This window comes from Lysinibacillus sp. NPDC056185, from assembly GCF_047737915.1.
GTDB lineage: Bacteria > Bacillota > Bacilli > Bacillales_A > Planococcaceae > Lysinibacillus.
Genome location: NZ_JBLLLQ010000046.1, coordinates 1 through 18,641, shown reverse-complemented (window position 1 = coordinate 18,641; position 18,641 = coordinate 1). Strand labels below are relative to the sequence as shown.

Annotated in this window: 12 protein-coding genes; 11 read left to right on the top strand and 1 reads right to left on the bottom strand. The window is 30.8% G+C overall.

Annotated features, from left to right (window positions below; genetic code table 11):
- Positions 1–366: 366 nt before the first annotated feature.
- The 5 genes from glmS (at position 367) to ACMZ42_RS25010 (ending at position 8,860) form a co-directional block, all read left to right on the top strand.
- Complete coding sequence (gene glmS, locus ACMZ42_RS25030; protein ID WP_415733154.1) at positions 367–2,169, top strand: glutamine--fructose-6-phosphate transaminase (isomerizing); 1,803 nt, start codon at positions 367–369, stop codon at positions 2,167–2,169.
- Between the two features lie 200 nt (positions 2,170–2,369).
- Positions 2,370–3,209, top strand: coding sequence for a TnsA endonuclease N-terminal domain-containing protein (locus ACMZ42_RS25025; protein ID WP_415733153.1), 840 nt, complete (start codon positions 2,370–2,372; stop codon positions 3,207–3,209).
- Positions 3,190–5,337 (top strand): Mu transposase C-terminal domain-containing protein, encoded by a 2,148-nt coding sequence (locus ACMZ42_RS25020; RefSeq protein WP_415733152.1) that lies wholly within the window; start codon positions 3,190–3,192, stop codon positions 5,335–5,337. Before ACMZ42_RS25025 ends, ACMZ42_RS25020 begins: the two co-directional genes overlap by 20 nt.
- Positions 5,334–6,962, top strand: a complete 1,629-nt coding sequence (locus ACMZ42_RS25015; RefSeq protein ID WP_415733151.1) for an ATP-binding protein — start codon at positions 5,334–5,336, stop codon at positions 6,960–6,962. Before ACMZ42_RS25020 ends, ACMZ42_RS25015 begins: the two co-directional genes overlap by 4 nt.
- Before the next feature lie 14 nt (positions 6,963–6,976).
- Entirely contained in the window at positions 6,977–8,860 is a 1,884-nt protein-coding gene (locus ACMZ42_RS25010) for a TnsD family transposase (RefSeq protein WP_415733150.1), read from the top strand.
- A 310-nt stretch (positions 8,861–9,170) separates the two neighbouring features.
- On the opposite strand, the gene ACMZ42_RS25005 is transcribed toward ACMZ42_RS25010, so the two are convergent.
- Positions 9,171–9,737 carry a hypothetical protein gene (locus ACMZ42_RS25005; protein ID WP_415733149.1) on the bottom strand — a complete coding sequence of 189 codons (567 nt, stop codon included), beginning with the start codon at positions 9,735–9,737 and terminating at the stop codon, positions 9,171–9,173.
- A 284-nt stretch (positions 9,738–10,021) separates the two neighbouring features.
- On the opposite strand from ACMZ42_RS25005, the gene ACMZ42_RS25000 reads away from it, so the two are divergent.
- The 6 genes from ACMZ42_RS25000 to ACMZ42_RS24975 all read left to right on the top strand — a co-directional run.
- Complete coding sequence (locus ACMZ42_RS25000) at positions 10,022–10,957, top strand: hypothetical protein (protein ID WP_415733148.1); 936 nt, start codon at positions 10,022–10,024, stop codon at positions 10,955–10,957.
- 141 nt (positions 10,958–11,098) lie between these two features.
- Positions 11,099–12,961: a TnsD family Tn7-like transposition protein gene (locus ACMZ42_RS24995; protein ID WP_415733147.1), complete on the top strand. Its 1,863-nt coding sequence runs from the start codon at positions 11,099–11,101 to the stop codon at positions 12,959–12,961.
- Between the two features lie 390 nt (positions 12,962–13,351).
- A complete protein-coding gene (locus ACMZ42_RS24990) occupies positions 13,352–15,886 on the top strand; it encodes an ATP-binding protein (RefSeq protein ID WP_415733146.1) in 2,535 nt (844 codons plus the stop codon).
- Entirely contained in the window at positions 15,879–16,529 is a 651-nt protein-coding gene (locus ACMZ42_RS24985) for a hypothetical protein (RefSeq protein ID WP_415733145.1), read from the top strand. The genes ACMZ42_RS24990 and ACMZ42_RS24985 overlap by 8 nt, the downstream gene beginning before the upstream one ends.
- Positions 16,519–17,136, top strand: a complete 618-nt coding sequence (locus ACMZ42_RS24980; RefSeq protein WP_415733144.1) for an HNH endonuclease — start codon at positions 16,519–16,521, stop codon at positions 17,134–17,136. Before ACMZ42_RS24985 ends, ACMZ42_RS24980 begins: the two co-directional genes overlap by 11 nt.
- A partial coding sequence (locus ACMZ42_RS24975) for an Eco57I restriction-modification methylase domain-containing protein (RefSeq protein WP_415733143.1) occupies positions 17,137–18,641 on the top strand: 1,505 nt, incomplete at its 3' end.

The window sequence follows — 18,641 nt, the reverse complement described above, 5'->3', positions numbered from 1 at the left end:
ATCGACATACCCGATTGTCACTTTTCATTTTGAAAGCATTTAAGCGATTGAATGTACAGAAAATGAAAAAGGTATAGTTAAAGCAATAGATAAATAGAGAAACCTCATGTATCGAATGTTTACTATTCAGATGGCTGAATGAGTGTTAACAATGTGCATGTATTAGTTTGCTTATTTTATTTAACTTCTTTCAGCAGGTGTCCAAACATCCACTAAAAGAAGTTAAAGCATCCGGCGGATGTCCGGGAATTATGCCGGGGTATAATTGATAAATAAGCATGGCTTTTACATTCATAAAAAAATTCGATAGCTTGAGGTCTAATTTGTCATTGCGACAAATTGACAATATCGGAGGAAAAGAAATTTATGTGTGGAATTGTAGGATATATTGGTGAAGCAGATGCAAAGGAAATCTTATTAAAAGGCTTAGAGAAACTAGAGTATCGTGGCTATGACTCAGCGGGTATTGCAGTACGTAATGAAGAGGGTGTAACAGTCTTCAAAGAAAAGGGACGTATTGCAGATTTACGTGACGCAGTGGACGAGGACGTTGCTGCAAGAGTTGGTATTGGTCATACACGTTGGGCAACTCATGGTGTACCAAACCGTTTGAATGCACACCCTCACCAAAGTGAATCAGGACGTTTTACGCTAGTACACAACGGAGTTATTGAAAACTATCATTTATTACAAAAAACTTATTTAAAAGGTATTTCGATGAAATCTGATACAGACACAGAGGTCATCGTGCAATTAGTAGAGCTATTTGTAAAAGAAGGTTTAAGCACGGCTGAAGCGTTCCGTAAAACTTTATCTTTATTACACGGCTCTTACGCATTGGCTCTTTTAGATGCAGAAGCGGCAGATACAATTTTCGTTGCGAAAAACAAATCTCCACTTTTAGTAGGTGTTGGTGAAGGCTTTAATGTTGTTGCTTCAGATGCAATGGCGATGCTACAGGTAACAGATCAATATGTGGAGCTACACGATAAAGAGGTCGTAATCGTACACAAAGCTAGCGTTGAAATTACAAAGTTAGACGGTACATTAGTAGAGCGTGCACCATATACAGCAGAGCTCGATATGAGCGATATTGAAAAAGGTACGTACCCTCACTATATGCTAAAAGAAATGGATGAGCAGCCAACAGTTATTCGTAAAATCATTCAAGCGTACGAAGGTGAGAATGGCGAATTAACAATTGACGCTAATATTTTAGAAGCATTACGAGCAGCAGACCGTCTATATATTATTGCAGCCGGCACAAGCTATCATGCAGGTCTAATCGGTAAGCAATATTTCGAAAAAATGGCTGGTATCCCAGTGGAAGTTCATATTTCAAGTGAATTCGGCTACAATATGCCATTACTTTCAGAAAAACCATTGTTTATCTTTATTACACAATCAGGTGAAACAGCAGATAGCCGTCAAGTACTTGTGAAAATTAAAGAGCTTGGTTATCCAACATTAACTATTACAAACGTACCTGGCTCTACTCTATCACGTGAGGCAGACCATACACTTTTATTACATGCAGGCCCAGAAATTGCAGTAGCTTCTACAAAAGCGTATGTAGCGCAAGTAGCTGTACTTGCTCTAACAGCATATGTAACAGCGAAAGCTAATGGCAAGGGCTTAGAATACGATTTAAAACAAGAACTTGCGATTGCAGCAAACGGTATTCAAACAATTATCGATTCAAAAGATGTTTTAGAGGATATTGCTGAGGACTACTTAAAAATCGCACGCAACGCATTCTTCATCGGCCGTAACATAGATTTCTATGTAAGCCTTGAGGGTGCCTTGAAGCTAAAAGAAATCTCTTATATCCAAGCAGAAGGCTTCGCAGGTGGCGAGCTAAAACACGGAACAATTGCCTTAATCGAAGAAGGTACACCGGTGTTTGCCCTTGTTACACAAGAAGCAGTAGGATTAAACATCCGTGGTAACGTCAAAGAGGTAGCTGCACGTGGAGCATACCCATGCATTATTGCCATGGCTGGCGTAGACGAAGACGGTGACCGTTTAGTAATCCCTCAAGTTCATGAATTACTAACACCTCTTGTTTCTGTAGTGCCATTACAATTAATTAGCTATTACGCAGCACTACACCGCCGCTGTGATGTGGATAAACCACGTAACTTGGCTAAATCGGTAACTGTTGAGTAATTGTTGAGATAGAGATCACTTGTGTGTTTTCGAATAATAAAGTACTAATCTAGATAATAAAGACTTAAACTGGATAATAAAGTTCTGAACTGAATAATAAAGTTGTATATTATTGATGATATTTGTTTATAATCGTATTTAAGGTAATTATTACCTTAAATACGATTTTTTATTTTCGCAAAAAGGGGGTTAAATGAAATATGGCAAAAAGAAAGAGTAGATGGACGGAAGAAAAAATCGGACGTTATTTAAAGGAAGGTAGAGGTCAAGGGGAATTAAGCGAGTATATTCCGTGGTTAAATGTACAAGACTTTCCTTCGAATGGGAATGTAACACGAATAAATGGCTGGAAGACTACAAGGAAGCATGAATTCTTTTCTAATTTAGAGAGAAGTTATTTCTTTTTATTAGATTGGTCAGATGACGTAATAGATATTAGAGAACAATTTCCAATAGATAGGGAGCTAACTTTTCAAATTGCAGAGGAAAAAGGCATTTCTCATCCTATTGATAATATAAGTAATACAATTATTCCGATGACGACAGATTTTTTAATCACCTTAATAAAAAATAAGAGTAGAGTTTATTTAGCTCGAACAGTTAAGCCAAGTAAAGATTTAGAAGAACCTAGGATAATTGAGAAATTTGAAATTGAACGAGAATATTGGGAGAAGAAAGGTATTGATTGGGGGATTATTACGGAAAAAGAATTACCAACGGGACTTGTTAAAAACATTCAATGGATACATAAATTTTATTTCTTGAATTCAAAAGAAGATGAATTATTAGCGTTGGAATTTTTAAAGGCGCTTAATACTACTAAAAATAGACAGAATACAAAGATAATTCAGTTGTGCAATAATTTTGATGAGGAATACAATTTAGAGGTAGGGACTGCACTTACGTATGTTAAATACTTAATTGCAAGAAAGATGATTGTCTTTAATATGATGGAGAAGTTGGACATTCGAAAGTTAAAAATAGGTGAAATAACTATAAAGGGTAGTGGAGGAAATAAAATTGATTACATTAGCGGTTAATGAGCTGATAGAGGATTTAACAAATAATAAGATTTATCGCTTGTTATGGATGGATGAAACCAGTACCATCTCCTATGTTATAGATGTAGAATCCTCAAAAGCATTACCTAGGTTAATGAAGATTAAAGAATTATCTCAAGGATTATTAGAAGGTATATACGTTAAGCTAGAAACACAAAATGGTAATCAACAAAGAATTAATGATCTAACTAATAAAGAGAGGGAAATTAGAGATAATGCTTGGGACTTGATTAAAGATTTAGTACAAGATGAACCATCAATTTACATAAGTGAGTTAAGAGGAAAAGAAGTACGGAAATTAGAGAGTGAGAAGCAGTTTGCAAGAGCAACATTATATAAATATTTAAGGCGATATTGGCAAGGTGGAAAGACAACTAATTGTCTTATTCCTAATTATAGGAATTCAGGAGCGAAAGGTAAACAGAGAAGAAGTGGTGAGAAAAAGAGAGGGCGTCCGAGGTTAGGAGATACAATAGGTATTAATGTTACGGGAGAAACGAAAGAAATTTTTCGAAAGGCTATAAAAAAATACTACCTAACAGACAAGAGGAATACATTAACATTTGCCTATAAGATGATGATTAAAGAATTTTATGCAGGAGAAGTTAGATATGAGAACGGGATAAAATACATTGCAATATTAGATGAGAATATTATCCCTACTATGGCTCAATTTAAATATTGGTATGAAAAAGAATTTAATGTCGAACAAGTTATCAAAAAACGTGATGGTATAAAAAGTTTTGAGCGAAACAATAGAGCTATATTGGGTTCATCAACATATGAAACACTTGGACCTGGTTCACGATATCAGATTGATGCTACTGTGGCTAATATATATTTAATTTCAAGCTATAACTCAGATTGGATAGTAGGTAGACCCATTATCTATTTTGTTATAGATGTATATTCACACTTAATAACAGGAATGTATATTGGTTTTGAAGGACCATCATGGGCGGGAATGATGATGGCCATTGCTAATGCTGCATCAGACAAAAAAGAATTCTGTAGTAGTTATGGGATAAATATTTCGAATGAATGGTGGCCGTCAGCTCATTTACCAGAAATTATTATAGGAGATAGAGGTGAGTTAGAGGGATATAATGTTAACAGTTTAATAAATGGATTAAATATTTCTATTGAAAACACTCCTTCATTTAGACCTGATTGGAAAGGTATTGTTGAAAAGTTATTTGACACCACCCAAGAAAAGATAAAGCCTTTCTTACCGGGTTATATACAAACAGATTTTGGAGAAAGAGGAGCTACAGACTATCGATTGCAAGCCAAGTTAACACTTGAACAATATACAAAAATTATTATTAATTTCGTTTTATATTATAACAAGAATTATTATATGAAAAACTATGCAAGAGATACAGGAATGATCGAAGACAATGTTAAACCTACCCCAATCGAACTTTGGAAATGGGGAATTAATAATAGAGCAGGAAAGTTAAGGAAGACAGATTCTAATACTGTTAGGTTCTATTTAATGCCGAAGGATAAAGCTACTGTAACTTCTAAGGGTATAAAATTTAAAGGAATGCTATATAGTTGTGAAATGGCAATAAAAGAATCGTGGTTTGTTAACGCTAGAATGAACAAAAGTTGGAAAGTTGATATATCATATGATCCTAGAAATATGGATAACATTTATCTTCATACTAAAGCGGAATCTCTTTTTGAGATGTGTTCACTTTTAGAACACCAAGAGAGATACCAAGGGAAAGTTATTGATGAAATCGAACAATTAATTAGGACTGAACGAGATGATTACAAAAAAAATGAACATGCAATACTTCAAGAAGAGGTTAATCTTTTCAGTAATATTGAAGCGATTGTTAAGGAGTCTGTACAAATTGCTAATCAAACTCAAAGTAAGGATATTACTAAAACACAAAAGACTAAAAGCATTAGGGAGAATAGAAAAGTCGAAAAAGTTTTACAAAGAGAGCAGGAGTCCTTTCAATTAGGTATACCACAAAAGAATAATAATGAAAATATTATAGATTTCAAACCTAGTGAGCTTGATGCAGAAACCTCAGAAACCTCTTTAATTAAGGAGTTATTTAATAAACGGAGAGGATTGAAAAGGGAATGAACAGTGGAAAAACAATTGAATTAGAGAACGGTATAAAGGTGCAAAAGGCCGAGTACCTTGAGCAAGAAAATATAGAGTATAGTGGGAATCCACTTATCGAAGCGTTACCCCCAATTCTCTCTAAAGAAGAAGCATTTGAACAGCTTAGCTTTTTACCTTTATATCATGAAAATGAAAGAAATGTATCAAATCATCACAGATATCATTCATTGCTACGTTTATCTCGCTTTTATCAACCGATTAATCAAACTTTAAATTTGGAACAACGTTTTTCAGGATTTATTAGGTATGGATATGTCAGTAGGAATCCTCTGCAAAAGAAACACGTGCAGGTACTTAATGAATTGCATAGTAGATTGATTAATAAAGAAGGGCTAGGTCTGCCACCAGACATACGTTCTTCAGCATCTAGTTTTACCTTGATGGGCTTCTCGGGGATAGGGAAAACCTCTGCCATAGAAAGGATATTATCACTGTATCCTCAAGTAATTTTACATCAAGAACCTATTAATAGCATTCAAATAGTGTGGTTAAAGTTGAATTGTCCTCATGATGGATCGCTAAAAACCCTATGTATGGATTTTTTTCAAAAAATTGATGTGCTAATAGGTACGAATTATTTTGAGAAATATGGAAAAAGGACAAACTCAATTAGTTCTATGGTAACTAGGATGGGCCAAGTCGCACGTATACACTTTATTGGAGCTCTAATTATTGATGAAATTCAACATTTATTATCAGCATCAGGAGTTGCGTCAGAGATAATGATGAATTTCTTTGTAACTTTAGTTAATGAAATCGGTGTACCAGTGATGTTTATTGGAACAATGAAAGCTAAGGTTTTGTTGCAAAAAGATTTTAGACAGGCACGAAGAAGTAGTGGACAAGGGGATATGATTTGGCAACAAATGAAACAAGATGATGATTGGGAAGTCTTAATTACAAGCATGTGGGATTATCAATGGACGAAGGAACGTACAGAACTGACAAGTGAATTATTTAACACTATACATGAAGAGAGCCAGGGCATTGTCGATGTTGCGGTAAAATTGTATTTACTTGCGCAAGTCAGGGCGATAGATTCTGGACTTGAAAAAATAACCTCACAACTTATACAAAAAGTAGCTAAAAGGGATTTACAGATACTACAGCCTATGTTGAAAGCTCTAAAATCTGGGGATCCACGTGAGATTGCTAAATATGAGGATATTGTTCCAATAAATATAGAAGAATATATTCAAAATAGACTTCCAGTAATGGATCTTAAAGAGCACATTAGAGCAAAGAAAGAAGAAATTTCACAGAATAGATTAAATAAAGATTTATCTAAATTGGAAAAATTAATTATATCCTTAATCAATCTAGATATTAATGAAAACGTTGCTGAAAATGCTGCTAAATATGTATTGAAAAAATCCCCAGAATTAACTATTCAACAGTTAATGGCTGCATCACTTCAATACATTGAAGAAATTAAAGAAAACAGAAGAAATATAAAAAATGGAGCAGTTGATAGTAAATTAAAATCAATAATTAATAAAGGAAAAAAGAATAAACGCTCTGCTTATGAGGCATTATGTGAAGAAGGATATATAAAAAATCCTTTGGAAGACTTTATAATGTAAGGGTGTGTAACAAAATGATAGCTTTTTTTCCATCATTATATAAAGATGAACTATTATATAGTGCTCTAGCTAGATATCATAAATGCTCAGGAAATTTAAATAATAAAGAATCAGCTTTAGATTTGTTTGAAAAAAGGAAGGCATATATAATTTCTGATTTAACTACTGATTTAGAAATATTATTTAACAAAGTAAAGCATTTTTCTATTTCAAGTATTAATGATTGGATAGATCATCATACATTATATAACTACTATACAAATTTTATTTCAAAAGAAATTAAACAGAAAGTTCGAGATAATATGTTACACAGCGGTGGTAATAATTCCTTGCATTATTCAACAGGTCAAATGGCTGGGATAGTAAAAGAACCAGTCTATTTTCGTTATTGTCCTAATTGTTTAGAGGAAGATATTCAAATGTACGGGGAAACATATTGGCGGACATATCACCAATTGCCAAGTGTGTTTATTTGCTTAAAGCATTCTGTCTTGCTTGAAGATAGTTCAATCTTAGTAAGGCAAGGGAATTCATCATTTTTTTATCCAAACATCGAAAACTGTTTAACGAATAAAAATAAATGCGATACTTCAAAAATAGATTTAGAATTACTACAAATGTTTGCTATTGAAAGTTATAAATTAACTAATAAAAATTATGAATTTGATCAGTTGAATTTAATAGAAATTTATCACTTTCTCTTGCAACGTGAAGGGTACGTAAAAACAAATGGTACTATTGATCAAAGGCGATTAGAAGAAGATTTTATTAAGAAATTTAATATTAATTTTTTAAAATTGATGCAATCAAAGCCGAGTGGGGTAGATGGAAACTGCTGGTTAAGAGCAATAACGAGAAAACATCGGAAGTCTTTCCATCCAATACGGCATTTACTGTTCATTCATTTTTTAGGTGAATCAGTGGACACAATTAATAAATATGCAAATAAATTTTATAGACCATTTGGTGAAGGACCATATTTATGTTTAAATCCTGCAGCTAATCACTATCTAAAACCTGTAATTACAAATTTAAAGGTAACACGTTGCAGTGATACTAAAAGGCCGGTAGGTACCTTCACTTGCACATGTGGCTTTGTTTACTCACGTAGGGGCCCGGATAAAACACCAGAAGATACAATGAAAATGGGGCGCATTAGAAGATTTGGAGATGAATGGTTAAATAAACTAGATCTGTTAATCGAAAATGATAAGTTAAGTTATAGGGCCTGTTCAAGAATTTTAAAAGTTGATACGAACACAATCATTAAGTATTCAAGACAAAGAAAAAGTAAGCCAATTAACAAGGAAAATAATATTAAATGTGTTCCGAAACAACTATGGTTAGATTTAATTAAACAATATCCTACATTATCAAAAACAGAACTTAGAAAAATGAACCCTTCACTTTACATGCGCATTTATAGGAATGATAAGGAATGGTTAAAAAAGAATCCGCCATCTGCTAAAGCTAATGTTGTTATTAATAAAAGGGTGGATTGGTTGAAGAGAGATCTTCAAATACTTGATGAAGTTAAAAAAGTAGTGGGAGATTTAAGTTCTAGGGAAAAGCCTGTTAGAATAACAGTAAGTAGTATAGGTAAGAATATTAATCAAAAAGCACTATTAGAGAAAAAATTGAATAAATTGCCGAATATGAAGGAATACATCGAGAACGTTAAAGAAAACATAACAGATTTTCAAAAGAGGCGTATTACTTGGTCAATAAAACAATTAAAGAATGAAGAAATTGAAGTTTGGAAAATAATGCTTAAAGCAGGAATCAAAAAAAGGTTTTATCCAGAGTTAGAGTTAGAAATAAATAAGCAGATTAAAAATTCTAAACACCCAATTCGGTATAAACTATACCAGGAAGAGCTGCGTATTATAAGACACTGAGTAGTATTTTTGAGACAGAATGAACCTCCTTAGTACAGGCAATTTTCGGTATTGAACCGGCGACCAGTTGTTTATTTTCGTTTTAACCCCGATATTGTATTAATAAGTGTATTCTTCGACAATATTTATTACACACGTATTTGTTGCGCGATAAATATCATCTAGGTAGAACGCTACAGACTCTAGCAAGGAAAGAAACGTTTTAATTGAGGAATTACATTGGGCTTGCCTTTACAAGACTAGCCCAATGTAATTCCTTTATCTTTAATTGCTTTTGGATAGGCGTTAGAAAAATGTTTGATGAAATTTATTAAAATGGATAAGGGGTACCATCTGGAAAATTCAGATTTAGAACTTCATCAAAAGCTGTGTCATGCCATACTAGATTTATTCCAAGTTGATAATTTCCATGGGGCTTTTCGAAATTCCTAGTAGAAGTATTGAAGGAGTCTAAGTGTTTTTTAAAAGCAATCTGTTCATCAATTTTGGGAAATGAGTTTAATAAATCGAATTCATAGAATACAAAATACATAGGATTGTCAGTAGAAATCATATTAACGTCATTATGTATTTTTTTGGATAAATAAGTATCGCCATAAGAAGTTGTACCATGCCATCCTCTAATAAAACGTTTCTCTATTCCTTCAATTCGAGATACTTCTCCAATCTTAGTGAATGCATTATAAGTATTAAGGTTTTTAAATCTATAAAAATAAATTCCTAACGAATTCGCTAATTCCTTTTCTTGTAGAGCTTCTAGTATTTCATTATTAGTTTTGTTTAAAACTTGTTGTGGTGAAGTCATTAAAAATACAAATACTTTTTGATTAGCATTTGACCTACCACTATTGGCTTTATATTTTTTTGCTATATACATAAGTTCACTCTCCATAAATTATAGTGGGATTAATTCACGTATTCAAAAACATTTCACTCACCATAAGATTAAACAAATAATGGTGAAATTAAAAGTATCTATTCGATTAATTAAATATTAGGTATAATAACCAAATGAAAATTATTACAAAAATGTGAATGTGATAAGCTTCCTAATAGTATATTGAGGGTGTTTCAATTTTAGAAATTATTAGCAGAAAAATAGAATAATGATAGCGAAAATAATTTAAATTTTTATATGTTAGTGGGATGAGGGTGATAATTATGGGGTTTGAAAAATTTGATAATGGATGGCGATTTGCAAATTTTAAGGATTTAAATAAGTATATTCATGATGAGACAGAGGTAGATAAATATTATTCTAATTATATGAAAAAATACAGTAATTTATTTAATGGATCAAAAGATATAGATGTGATTGAATGGCAAATTAGGATACGCAGAGCATTAAAAGAATTATTTACATCAGCCTCTTTTTATATCGAATCTAAAAAAATGCTAGAAGAAAAATATTATTCTTCTTACTATTATCTAACTTATTACTGTTATTTTCATGCTTTGTTAGGAAATTTATATTTATTACCTGAAAAAAAGGTTGATGATCTATTAAATATTTCTCATTCTAAAGTAATCAATTCATTTAATTCTAACTTTTGTTTGGGTAAATATGGAATTATTAAAGACGATGTAAAGAAAAATTTTGGAACACTAAAGTTTATGAGGGAATATTATTCATATAATATGCCATTAAATGAATACTTAGATGAGATTAAAGGAATTACACAACCTTATCTATTTTTAGAGGAAGCAATAAAGCCGCTTTTTCAATTAATTAGTTTACACTCACTGATGTTGGAAAAATGCTATTTAAAATTCTTTAAGAGTATACCTAAAACAATGACTAAAATGGAAGAACAAAATTTTATTGTAGAAACATTTTTAAAAATAAATGCAGTAAAACATCCATATGAAAATAAAGAGTTATTGGATTGGTCAGATAAAAGAGCTTTAATGGAAATGAGAAATTATGGATATACAATTCAATTTATTTTAATTGATATGGAACATTTTATGGATGATTTTAGGTGTATGTCCAAGGATAGAAGCGATGATGAAATTAATATTTTTGTGGAAAAAGTACTGTTTGATTACGAGAGGGCGAACAAATATACAGCTTCTTTATTAGAAAAACAAAAATAATGTATGTGAATCAATTTTATAAATCAAATTTTCGAATTAAGGGGAGTACTCGTGTATAAGGTATAAGAATAATGAGATAAATAATTTAAAAGTGAATGGAACAAGACAAATTTAATTATTAATCAAAATAGGAGAAATAATATGATTGGCCATTTTCCAAAACCTTATAAAGATGAATTATACTACAGTATACTTGCGCGATATCATAATCATTCTATGAATATTTCAAAATCACAAACTTTATTAGAACTTACTGGGAAATACCGTGCAATTAACTTAGAGCTACCGTTAGGCTTAGATTATTTTGTATCTGTAGTGAAACCATTTTCCAATATGTATTCAAAAGATTATTTTATCGATAATCATACAGTAATACCTTTTGTAAAACCTTTTAAGAAGGAGAAATGGTTTAATAGACCAATAAATAGAAGCTTGAAAAGTTCGCATTTATTCGATATGTCTGAAAGGCGAAAGGAAGACGTTACATCTAAAGAGTACATATATTATTGTTCAAACTGTTTAAAAGAACAATTTGAAATGTATGGTGAAGGTTATTGGAATAGAATCCATCAAATTCCGGGTGTATATGTTTGTACAAAACACTGCAATGCTTTAAATCAACTAAGCAATCAACACCATCTTCGTGACTTGGAATTTATTATACCTGAAAGAAAGGATATAAAATGTTCCGAGAAAATTTATTGTGATGATGTGATGGAAGCATTAATAAATTTAGCTAAGGATGTTGAATATGTTACTCGAATGAACTATGGTTCACTTTCCAATGAATTCTTATTTCAAAAATATAAAACACTTTTAGAGATAAAGGGCATTGCATATCCAGCGCGACAAAGGCAAAAAAAACTAATAAATCAAATGTTAGATTTCTATCCTGAGAAGTTTTTGGAATTGCTAAACTCATCTTTTCATAAGGATGAAAAATCAACTTGGCTAAATTGTTTAAATGATCATAATAAATCTATTGTTCGATTACACCCAATTCGGCATTTACTTTTAATGCGATTTTTATGTGATTCAGCAAGGAACTTCTTCGAAGAAGAGTATGTATACGAACCATTTGGAAGGGGTCCATGGATTTGTATGAATCCCTTAGCCCCTCACTACTTACAAAACGTAATCGAAAAGGTGAATATTGATTTTAATAATTTTCAAAGGGTAATTACAGGAGAAATGATTTGTGGTTGTGGATTTGGATATCGTCTAAAAGAACCAGAGAAATCACCTTTAGAATTAAAGCATTTTAATAATAGAATAATTCAAAAAGGACATGTATGGGATAGAAAAATCAATGATTTTTTAAACGAAAAGCTAACAATTAAAGAGATTGCACTCAGAACAAAAATGAATAGAGATACAATAACTAGAATTATAAAGAATAGTACGATAAAAAATAATGAAATAAAACGGGCTGAAAAGATTAGGCAGAGAAATGAAAAAACAAATGAATATAGGAAAATATGGTTGGAAATACGTTTGATTTATCCGAATTATTCACGTTCTAAACTTAAGCAAGTAAATAAGAAGGTTTATGAATGGCTTTGGAAATTAGACAAGGATTGGTTTAATCAAAATTCTCCACCATCAATAATGGGTGCCAATTCTAAGATTAAAAAGTACTCATTTGAAGAAGATTCATTTTTTTTACATAAAGCAAAGAATTTAATCCTAAAATGGCCAGAATATGAAGACATGAAAATGGGTTTAGTTAGAAAGTCCAGACACAAACTTTTAACATTGTTAGGCTTAAAAGAAAATAATTACGAGAAGACTTATCCATTGACAGCAGATTATATAGAAACAAACCAAGAATCTATTAGTGAATTTCAAAAACGTAGAGTGAATAATATACTTGAGGTTAAGTATAAATATAAAAGAGTCACTGTAGCTCAAGTTGCAGCCGCTGCGCATATTCAGAAACAAGAAAAAGAAGTTAGTGAATTTATAGGATATATAGTTGAGCAACATAACAACAGTTTACCTTGAAAACAAATAAAGTTATTCAGTTTCGTAAATGTGAAGAAGTATTGTAGTATTCCCGGATGAGCTAGTCAAACCGAGCTCAAATGGTGACCTTTTTGTTAACTTCAACATTATATCGTGTAGTTAAAAACTTTATATCGATATGGGAGGACTTAGATGAATTATTTAGGTCCTTTTTGTATACAAAAAAATAAATTTATATATTATATTTCACGACATGATTATTCATTGAAATAATTAAGGATAGCGTTTAGAGGAGATATGAATCATCCAGTCATTGAGATATATTCACTCAAAAGAGTATATAGGTTGAAATATGTGTAAAATAATCGTGATAAATGAAAAAAATGGTGTTTTTGATGGTATAATTTAGTTAAAAAGTAGGTGTTTATTATGGGGAAATTGCCTTTTAAAGTTTCGGCTCGTGCTGCTAGGTTAATTGGAAGAGAAAATGTGAGCAATGCTGAAGGGGCTATCATTGAGTTAGTAAAAAATTCTTATGATGCGGACGCAAATTTTTGTTTGTTGTTTATAGATAATAAGTATACTGAAATACCTGACGAATTAACAAAAGAACAATACGAGGAATTATGTATAACTAATGACCAAATACACGTAGCTTATATTAAAGAGATGGATAAATATCTATTGAATCAAAGTTATAAAAATAACAATGATTTATTAGACTTTTTTATCGGACAAAATACAATATTTATTGTAGATGATGGTTCTGGTATGGATTTAAATAATATAAAAAATGCATGGATGACTATAGGTACTGATAATAAGTCACTTAATTATATTAGTGATAAAGGAAGAATAAAAACTGGTGCAAAAGGAATAGGTAGATTTGCATTAGATAGATTAGGTAGTTCATGTGAAATGAGAACATTAAAGGAAAATGACTTTAGTGGATATAAGTGGAACGTCAATTGGGAAGAATTTGAGAGTGAAGATACAGTAATTGGTGAGGTTTATGCGGATATAACTGAAATTAATAAAGAAGATTATTTTAACTCTCTTAATAGAAACTTTTTTAATAACTTAGATCTTTCTGATTATGATGATATACAATTGGAAGGTTTAAATTTTGAGAAATTTAGAAAGGGTACATACTTTAAAATTAATGGGCTTAGAGATATTTGGAATGAAAAAAACATTAAGAATGTATTCGCTGGATTAGATTCTTTAATTCCTCCAAAAGAAGAGGGAGATTTTGATATTTTCCTTTTTGTGTCCAACAGTAAAAAGAAATATGGCTCAGTCCAAGCCTCCTCTTGTGAAGATTTTGACTATAAAGTAGAAATAGTTGTAGATGATAGTCAAAAAGTGAAAGTTAGAATAAACAGGGATGAGTTAGATCTAGATCAACTGGATAATGATTTATTTTTGTTAGAGAAATTTAAACAATTTCCATATGATAAAGATACTTTCGTTAAAAAAAGCTTTGAAAAAATATATGACTTAAAAGAAATTGTACCTAAATTTAAAGATTATGATTTATCTCAATTAAAAAATTTTAGTTTTATCTTTTATTATTTAAAAAGGGATTTTGCAGCAACTCAAGAAGATTTGTTTAAATATAAAAAGTTTAACTCTGCTAAACGCAGGGATTGGTTAACGAGGTATGGAGGAATAAAGATTTTTAGGGATAACTTTAGAGTTAGGCCATATGGAGATCCTAAATCTGCTTCTTTTGATTGGTTGAAATTATCTGAGCGAGTACAGAAAAGTCCAGCTGGTATAGGTAATAAAGATGGAGCTTGGAGAATAAGACCAAATCAAATTTCCGGAAGTATTTTTATATCTAGAGAACATGGAGTTTTTGAAGATAAATCGAGCCGGGAAGGGATCCAAGAGACAGAATTATTCGAAATTTTCCAAGAGATTATTATTGAAATGATTATATTATTTGAAAAAGACCGCCAAAAAATAATGAGAGCTATTAAGGGAATTCATGATGAGAAAACCGAACGGGAACAAATAAAGAATGAAGGAAAAAAAATAGCTCAAAAAGCAGTGAAAAAGAAGCAAAGAGTTGTGAATAAAAAGGAAAGTACGGAACAACAATCTGTAAGATTAGATAAGCTAGAACAAGAGAATTTGATTCTAGCTAAAACTGTACTGACTTATGATGAAGTTGTAGAAGAAAAAGAACTACAATTGAAATTGATAAAAGCCTTAGCTGGTACGGGAATAGCGCTTACATCTCTTTCTCATGAAATAAAAACTATAAGTTCTCCCTTAGTTACTCGTAACCAACATTTAAAGTCTATGCTAAGTAACTATGAGTCATTAGATCAAGTGCAGCTAAATAATGCCTGTGTATTTATAGATTTAATGATAGAAAAGGATAAAGTTTTAAAAGGATGGTTAGATGTTGCTCTTAACATTGTTTCAAAAGATAAAAGACGGAGAAAGAAATTAAACATATATGAAGTGATAGATAAAATTATAGATACTTGGAGACCTTCATTAACTGAAAAGAATATAAGTATAGAGTTAAATAAAATAGATGGCACAATAATTGAGTGGAGTGCCCTGGTGATTGATATAGAAAGCATTATTAATAACTTAATAATTAATTCATTTATTGCATTTCAATCAAAAGAGCATAATGGCGACAGAGTGATCAAAATAGATTTAAAAGCTACTAAGATTACAGATGAAGAAAGAGAATATTTAGAGTTAACGTTTACTGATTCTGGACCAGGGCTATCGCCGCTCATAAAGGATAAAAATGAAATATTTGAGCCGTTTTTTTCAACTAGAACAGAAGATGGAACAGGCTTAGGTTTATGGATAGTTAAAACTACTGTACAAGAGTACAATGGAATTGTAGAAGTATTGGATAGTATTGAAGGTTTTACACTTCATTTTAGATTTCCATTAAAAAAAGGTGAAGGAGTTCGAACAGTGCATGTATAAATTGGGTCTTATTGAAGATGATTTGATGATGCAAGCTATGATAAAAGAAAGACTAGGCAGGGTAAATGAATTTAAGCAAATGCTGGATATAATACCCATCGATTTTGGTCAATTAACCTTGGAAGCTTTAGTTGATTTAGTGTACGAAAAAAAGTTTGACGCATTAGTGATAGATCATAAGCTAAAATCTACAAATACAGATATAAATTATGAAGGTACAGATATAGCGTTGGAAATTGAGAATATTATTTATTTCTTCCCAGTATTTCTTATGACTTCTTATGATCTTGACGCAGAATCTAAAAATTTTACTGATGTAAATAAAGTTTATAGGAAAGAAGATTATATAGGAGATGAAAAAGGTAATGTGGTAAACCATATCAATAGGAAAATTATTCATCAAATTAAACATTATAAAGAACGATTGAGGGCTGCAGAAAATGAGATTCTAGAATTAAGGGAAAAACAAAATTTGAGCAATGAAGAAAGGGACAAGCTGTTAGAACTTGATCATTTAGTTGAAAAGAGTATATCTGGAAGATATCATACTCCATTGGCACTTAAAAATAATGACGAAAAACTCCAGGAGATTTTGGATATGTTCAGTAATATTATTGTAAAGAGTGATGATAATGAGTATTGATTTTGATAAAAAGTTAAAGGTGAAATTTAGAGATGCAACACCTAAAAAAAGAATTGTTGAATATGAACAAGACAGTACTTATAAAAAATATAGGAAGATTTTAAAAGAAGACTTCCGTGGGAGATGTGGATATTGTGATTCTCCATATGGAATAGTAAAAAAAGATTATCACATTGATCATTTTGTCCCACAATTTATTATAGATAAATTCCCTACACATGTAAGGCTTTTAAATGATTATACAAATCTCGTATATGCATGTCCTTCATGTAATAGAAGTAAAAGCGATAAATGGCCGTCAGGGCATCCCGATAAACCTATTCTAAATGAAGAAGGTTTTGTTAATCCATGTGATGAACAATATGATTCTTTATTTTATAGAGATAATTCAGGAGCCATACATAAAAATGGTGATTCTAAGACCTCTGAATATATATATAAAGAATTAAAATTATATTTAAAAAAGCACCAAATTGTTTGGAAAATAGAAGAATTGATAACTTTAAGTAAGAAAGTAATAAATGAGAGAGATATTGAACCAGAATTATCGATGTTTAAAGATCTTTTGACTTACTTAGAAGAACATTTTGAAATGGAAACAGTATAAATGGAAGAAAAAGAAAAAAAAATAAATGGTTCTTATTATACACCTGGAATTTTGGCGGATTTTCTAATTGAAGAATCCTTAAAATATATTGATAAAGATAAAGTTAATATATTAGAACCTAGCTGTGGAGATGGAATTTTTCTAAATGGATTATTAAATAACCAAAGCTTTTTATCTAGAGATAAAAGCTTTGTATGTGCAGTAGAGAAAAACCATTTAGAATTAGAAAAGGCGAAAAAATTTAAAAAAGTTTTTACACAAAATCAAGTGAAAACATCTTTTAAATCTATGGATTTTTTAGATTTTAATAAAAATCATAAAAAAAGATATAATTTTATTATTGGTAATCCTCCGTATATTCATAAAAAATTTATGACAGATGAACAAAGAGAATTATCTAAAGAAGTATTAAGGAAAATAAATGTAGATGTTAATACAATTTATAACTTGTGGATTCCTTTTGTAGTAGGATGTACAGAACTATTAACTGATGACGGAGTTATTTGCTTTATTTTACCAGCAGAAATATTACAAGTTAAATATGCAGAACCAATTCGGAAATTTTTATTTGAAAAGTATAATGAATTTCACATAATGTCTTTTGATAGTCAGATATTTGAAGGAATTGAACAAGATGTAGTGGTTTTTTTAGGTATTAAAGGAAGTAAAAATAATATGATTGTGCATCAATTAGTATCTAATAAAGAAGGTAGATTAGAAATAATCGATCAAAATATATTAAAGCAAAAAAAATATTTAAATAAATGGCTTTGGTATTTAATGACACAGGATGAGATAGACTTAATAGATCGACTAAGTAATAATATCCATCCGATAAATTATTATTGTACAAGTACAGCAGGGATTGTTACAGGTAATAACAGCTTTTTTATATTGAATAATGAAGAAGTTAAACAATACAATTTAAAAGCATGGGTGAAACCCATACTTAAAAAAAGTGCGTTCATTAAAGATTCACTTACATTCACCCAAAATGACTTTAATAAATTAATCGAATCGAATAACTCATGTTTTTTATTGGATCTAAATAATCTAGATTCTACGAATATACCAAAGGAAGTTAAAACCTATTTAAAAAAAGGTATAGAAGAAAAAGTTGATGATGGTTATAAATGTAAACAGAGGAATGATTGGTATAAGGTGCCTTCTATCTGGTCTTCAGAAGGGATTTTTTTTAAAAGGATTCACCTTTTTCCGAAGCTTTTAAAAAATACAATGGATGTAAATATCACGGATACGGGATATAGAATTAAAATGAACAAAGGGTATAATATTGAAAGTCTGATTTTTAGTTTTTATAATTCGTTTACATTGCTGTTATTAGAATTAGAGGGTAGAAATTATGGTGGAGGGGTGCTGGAAATTACCCCTAACGAATTTAAAAAAATGGCACTCCCTTATATTGAAGTCTCAGAAGAACAATTTAATACATTCCAAAATTTAATTAGTTCAAATAAACCTTTTGAAGAGGCTCTTATATATAC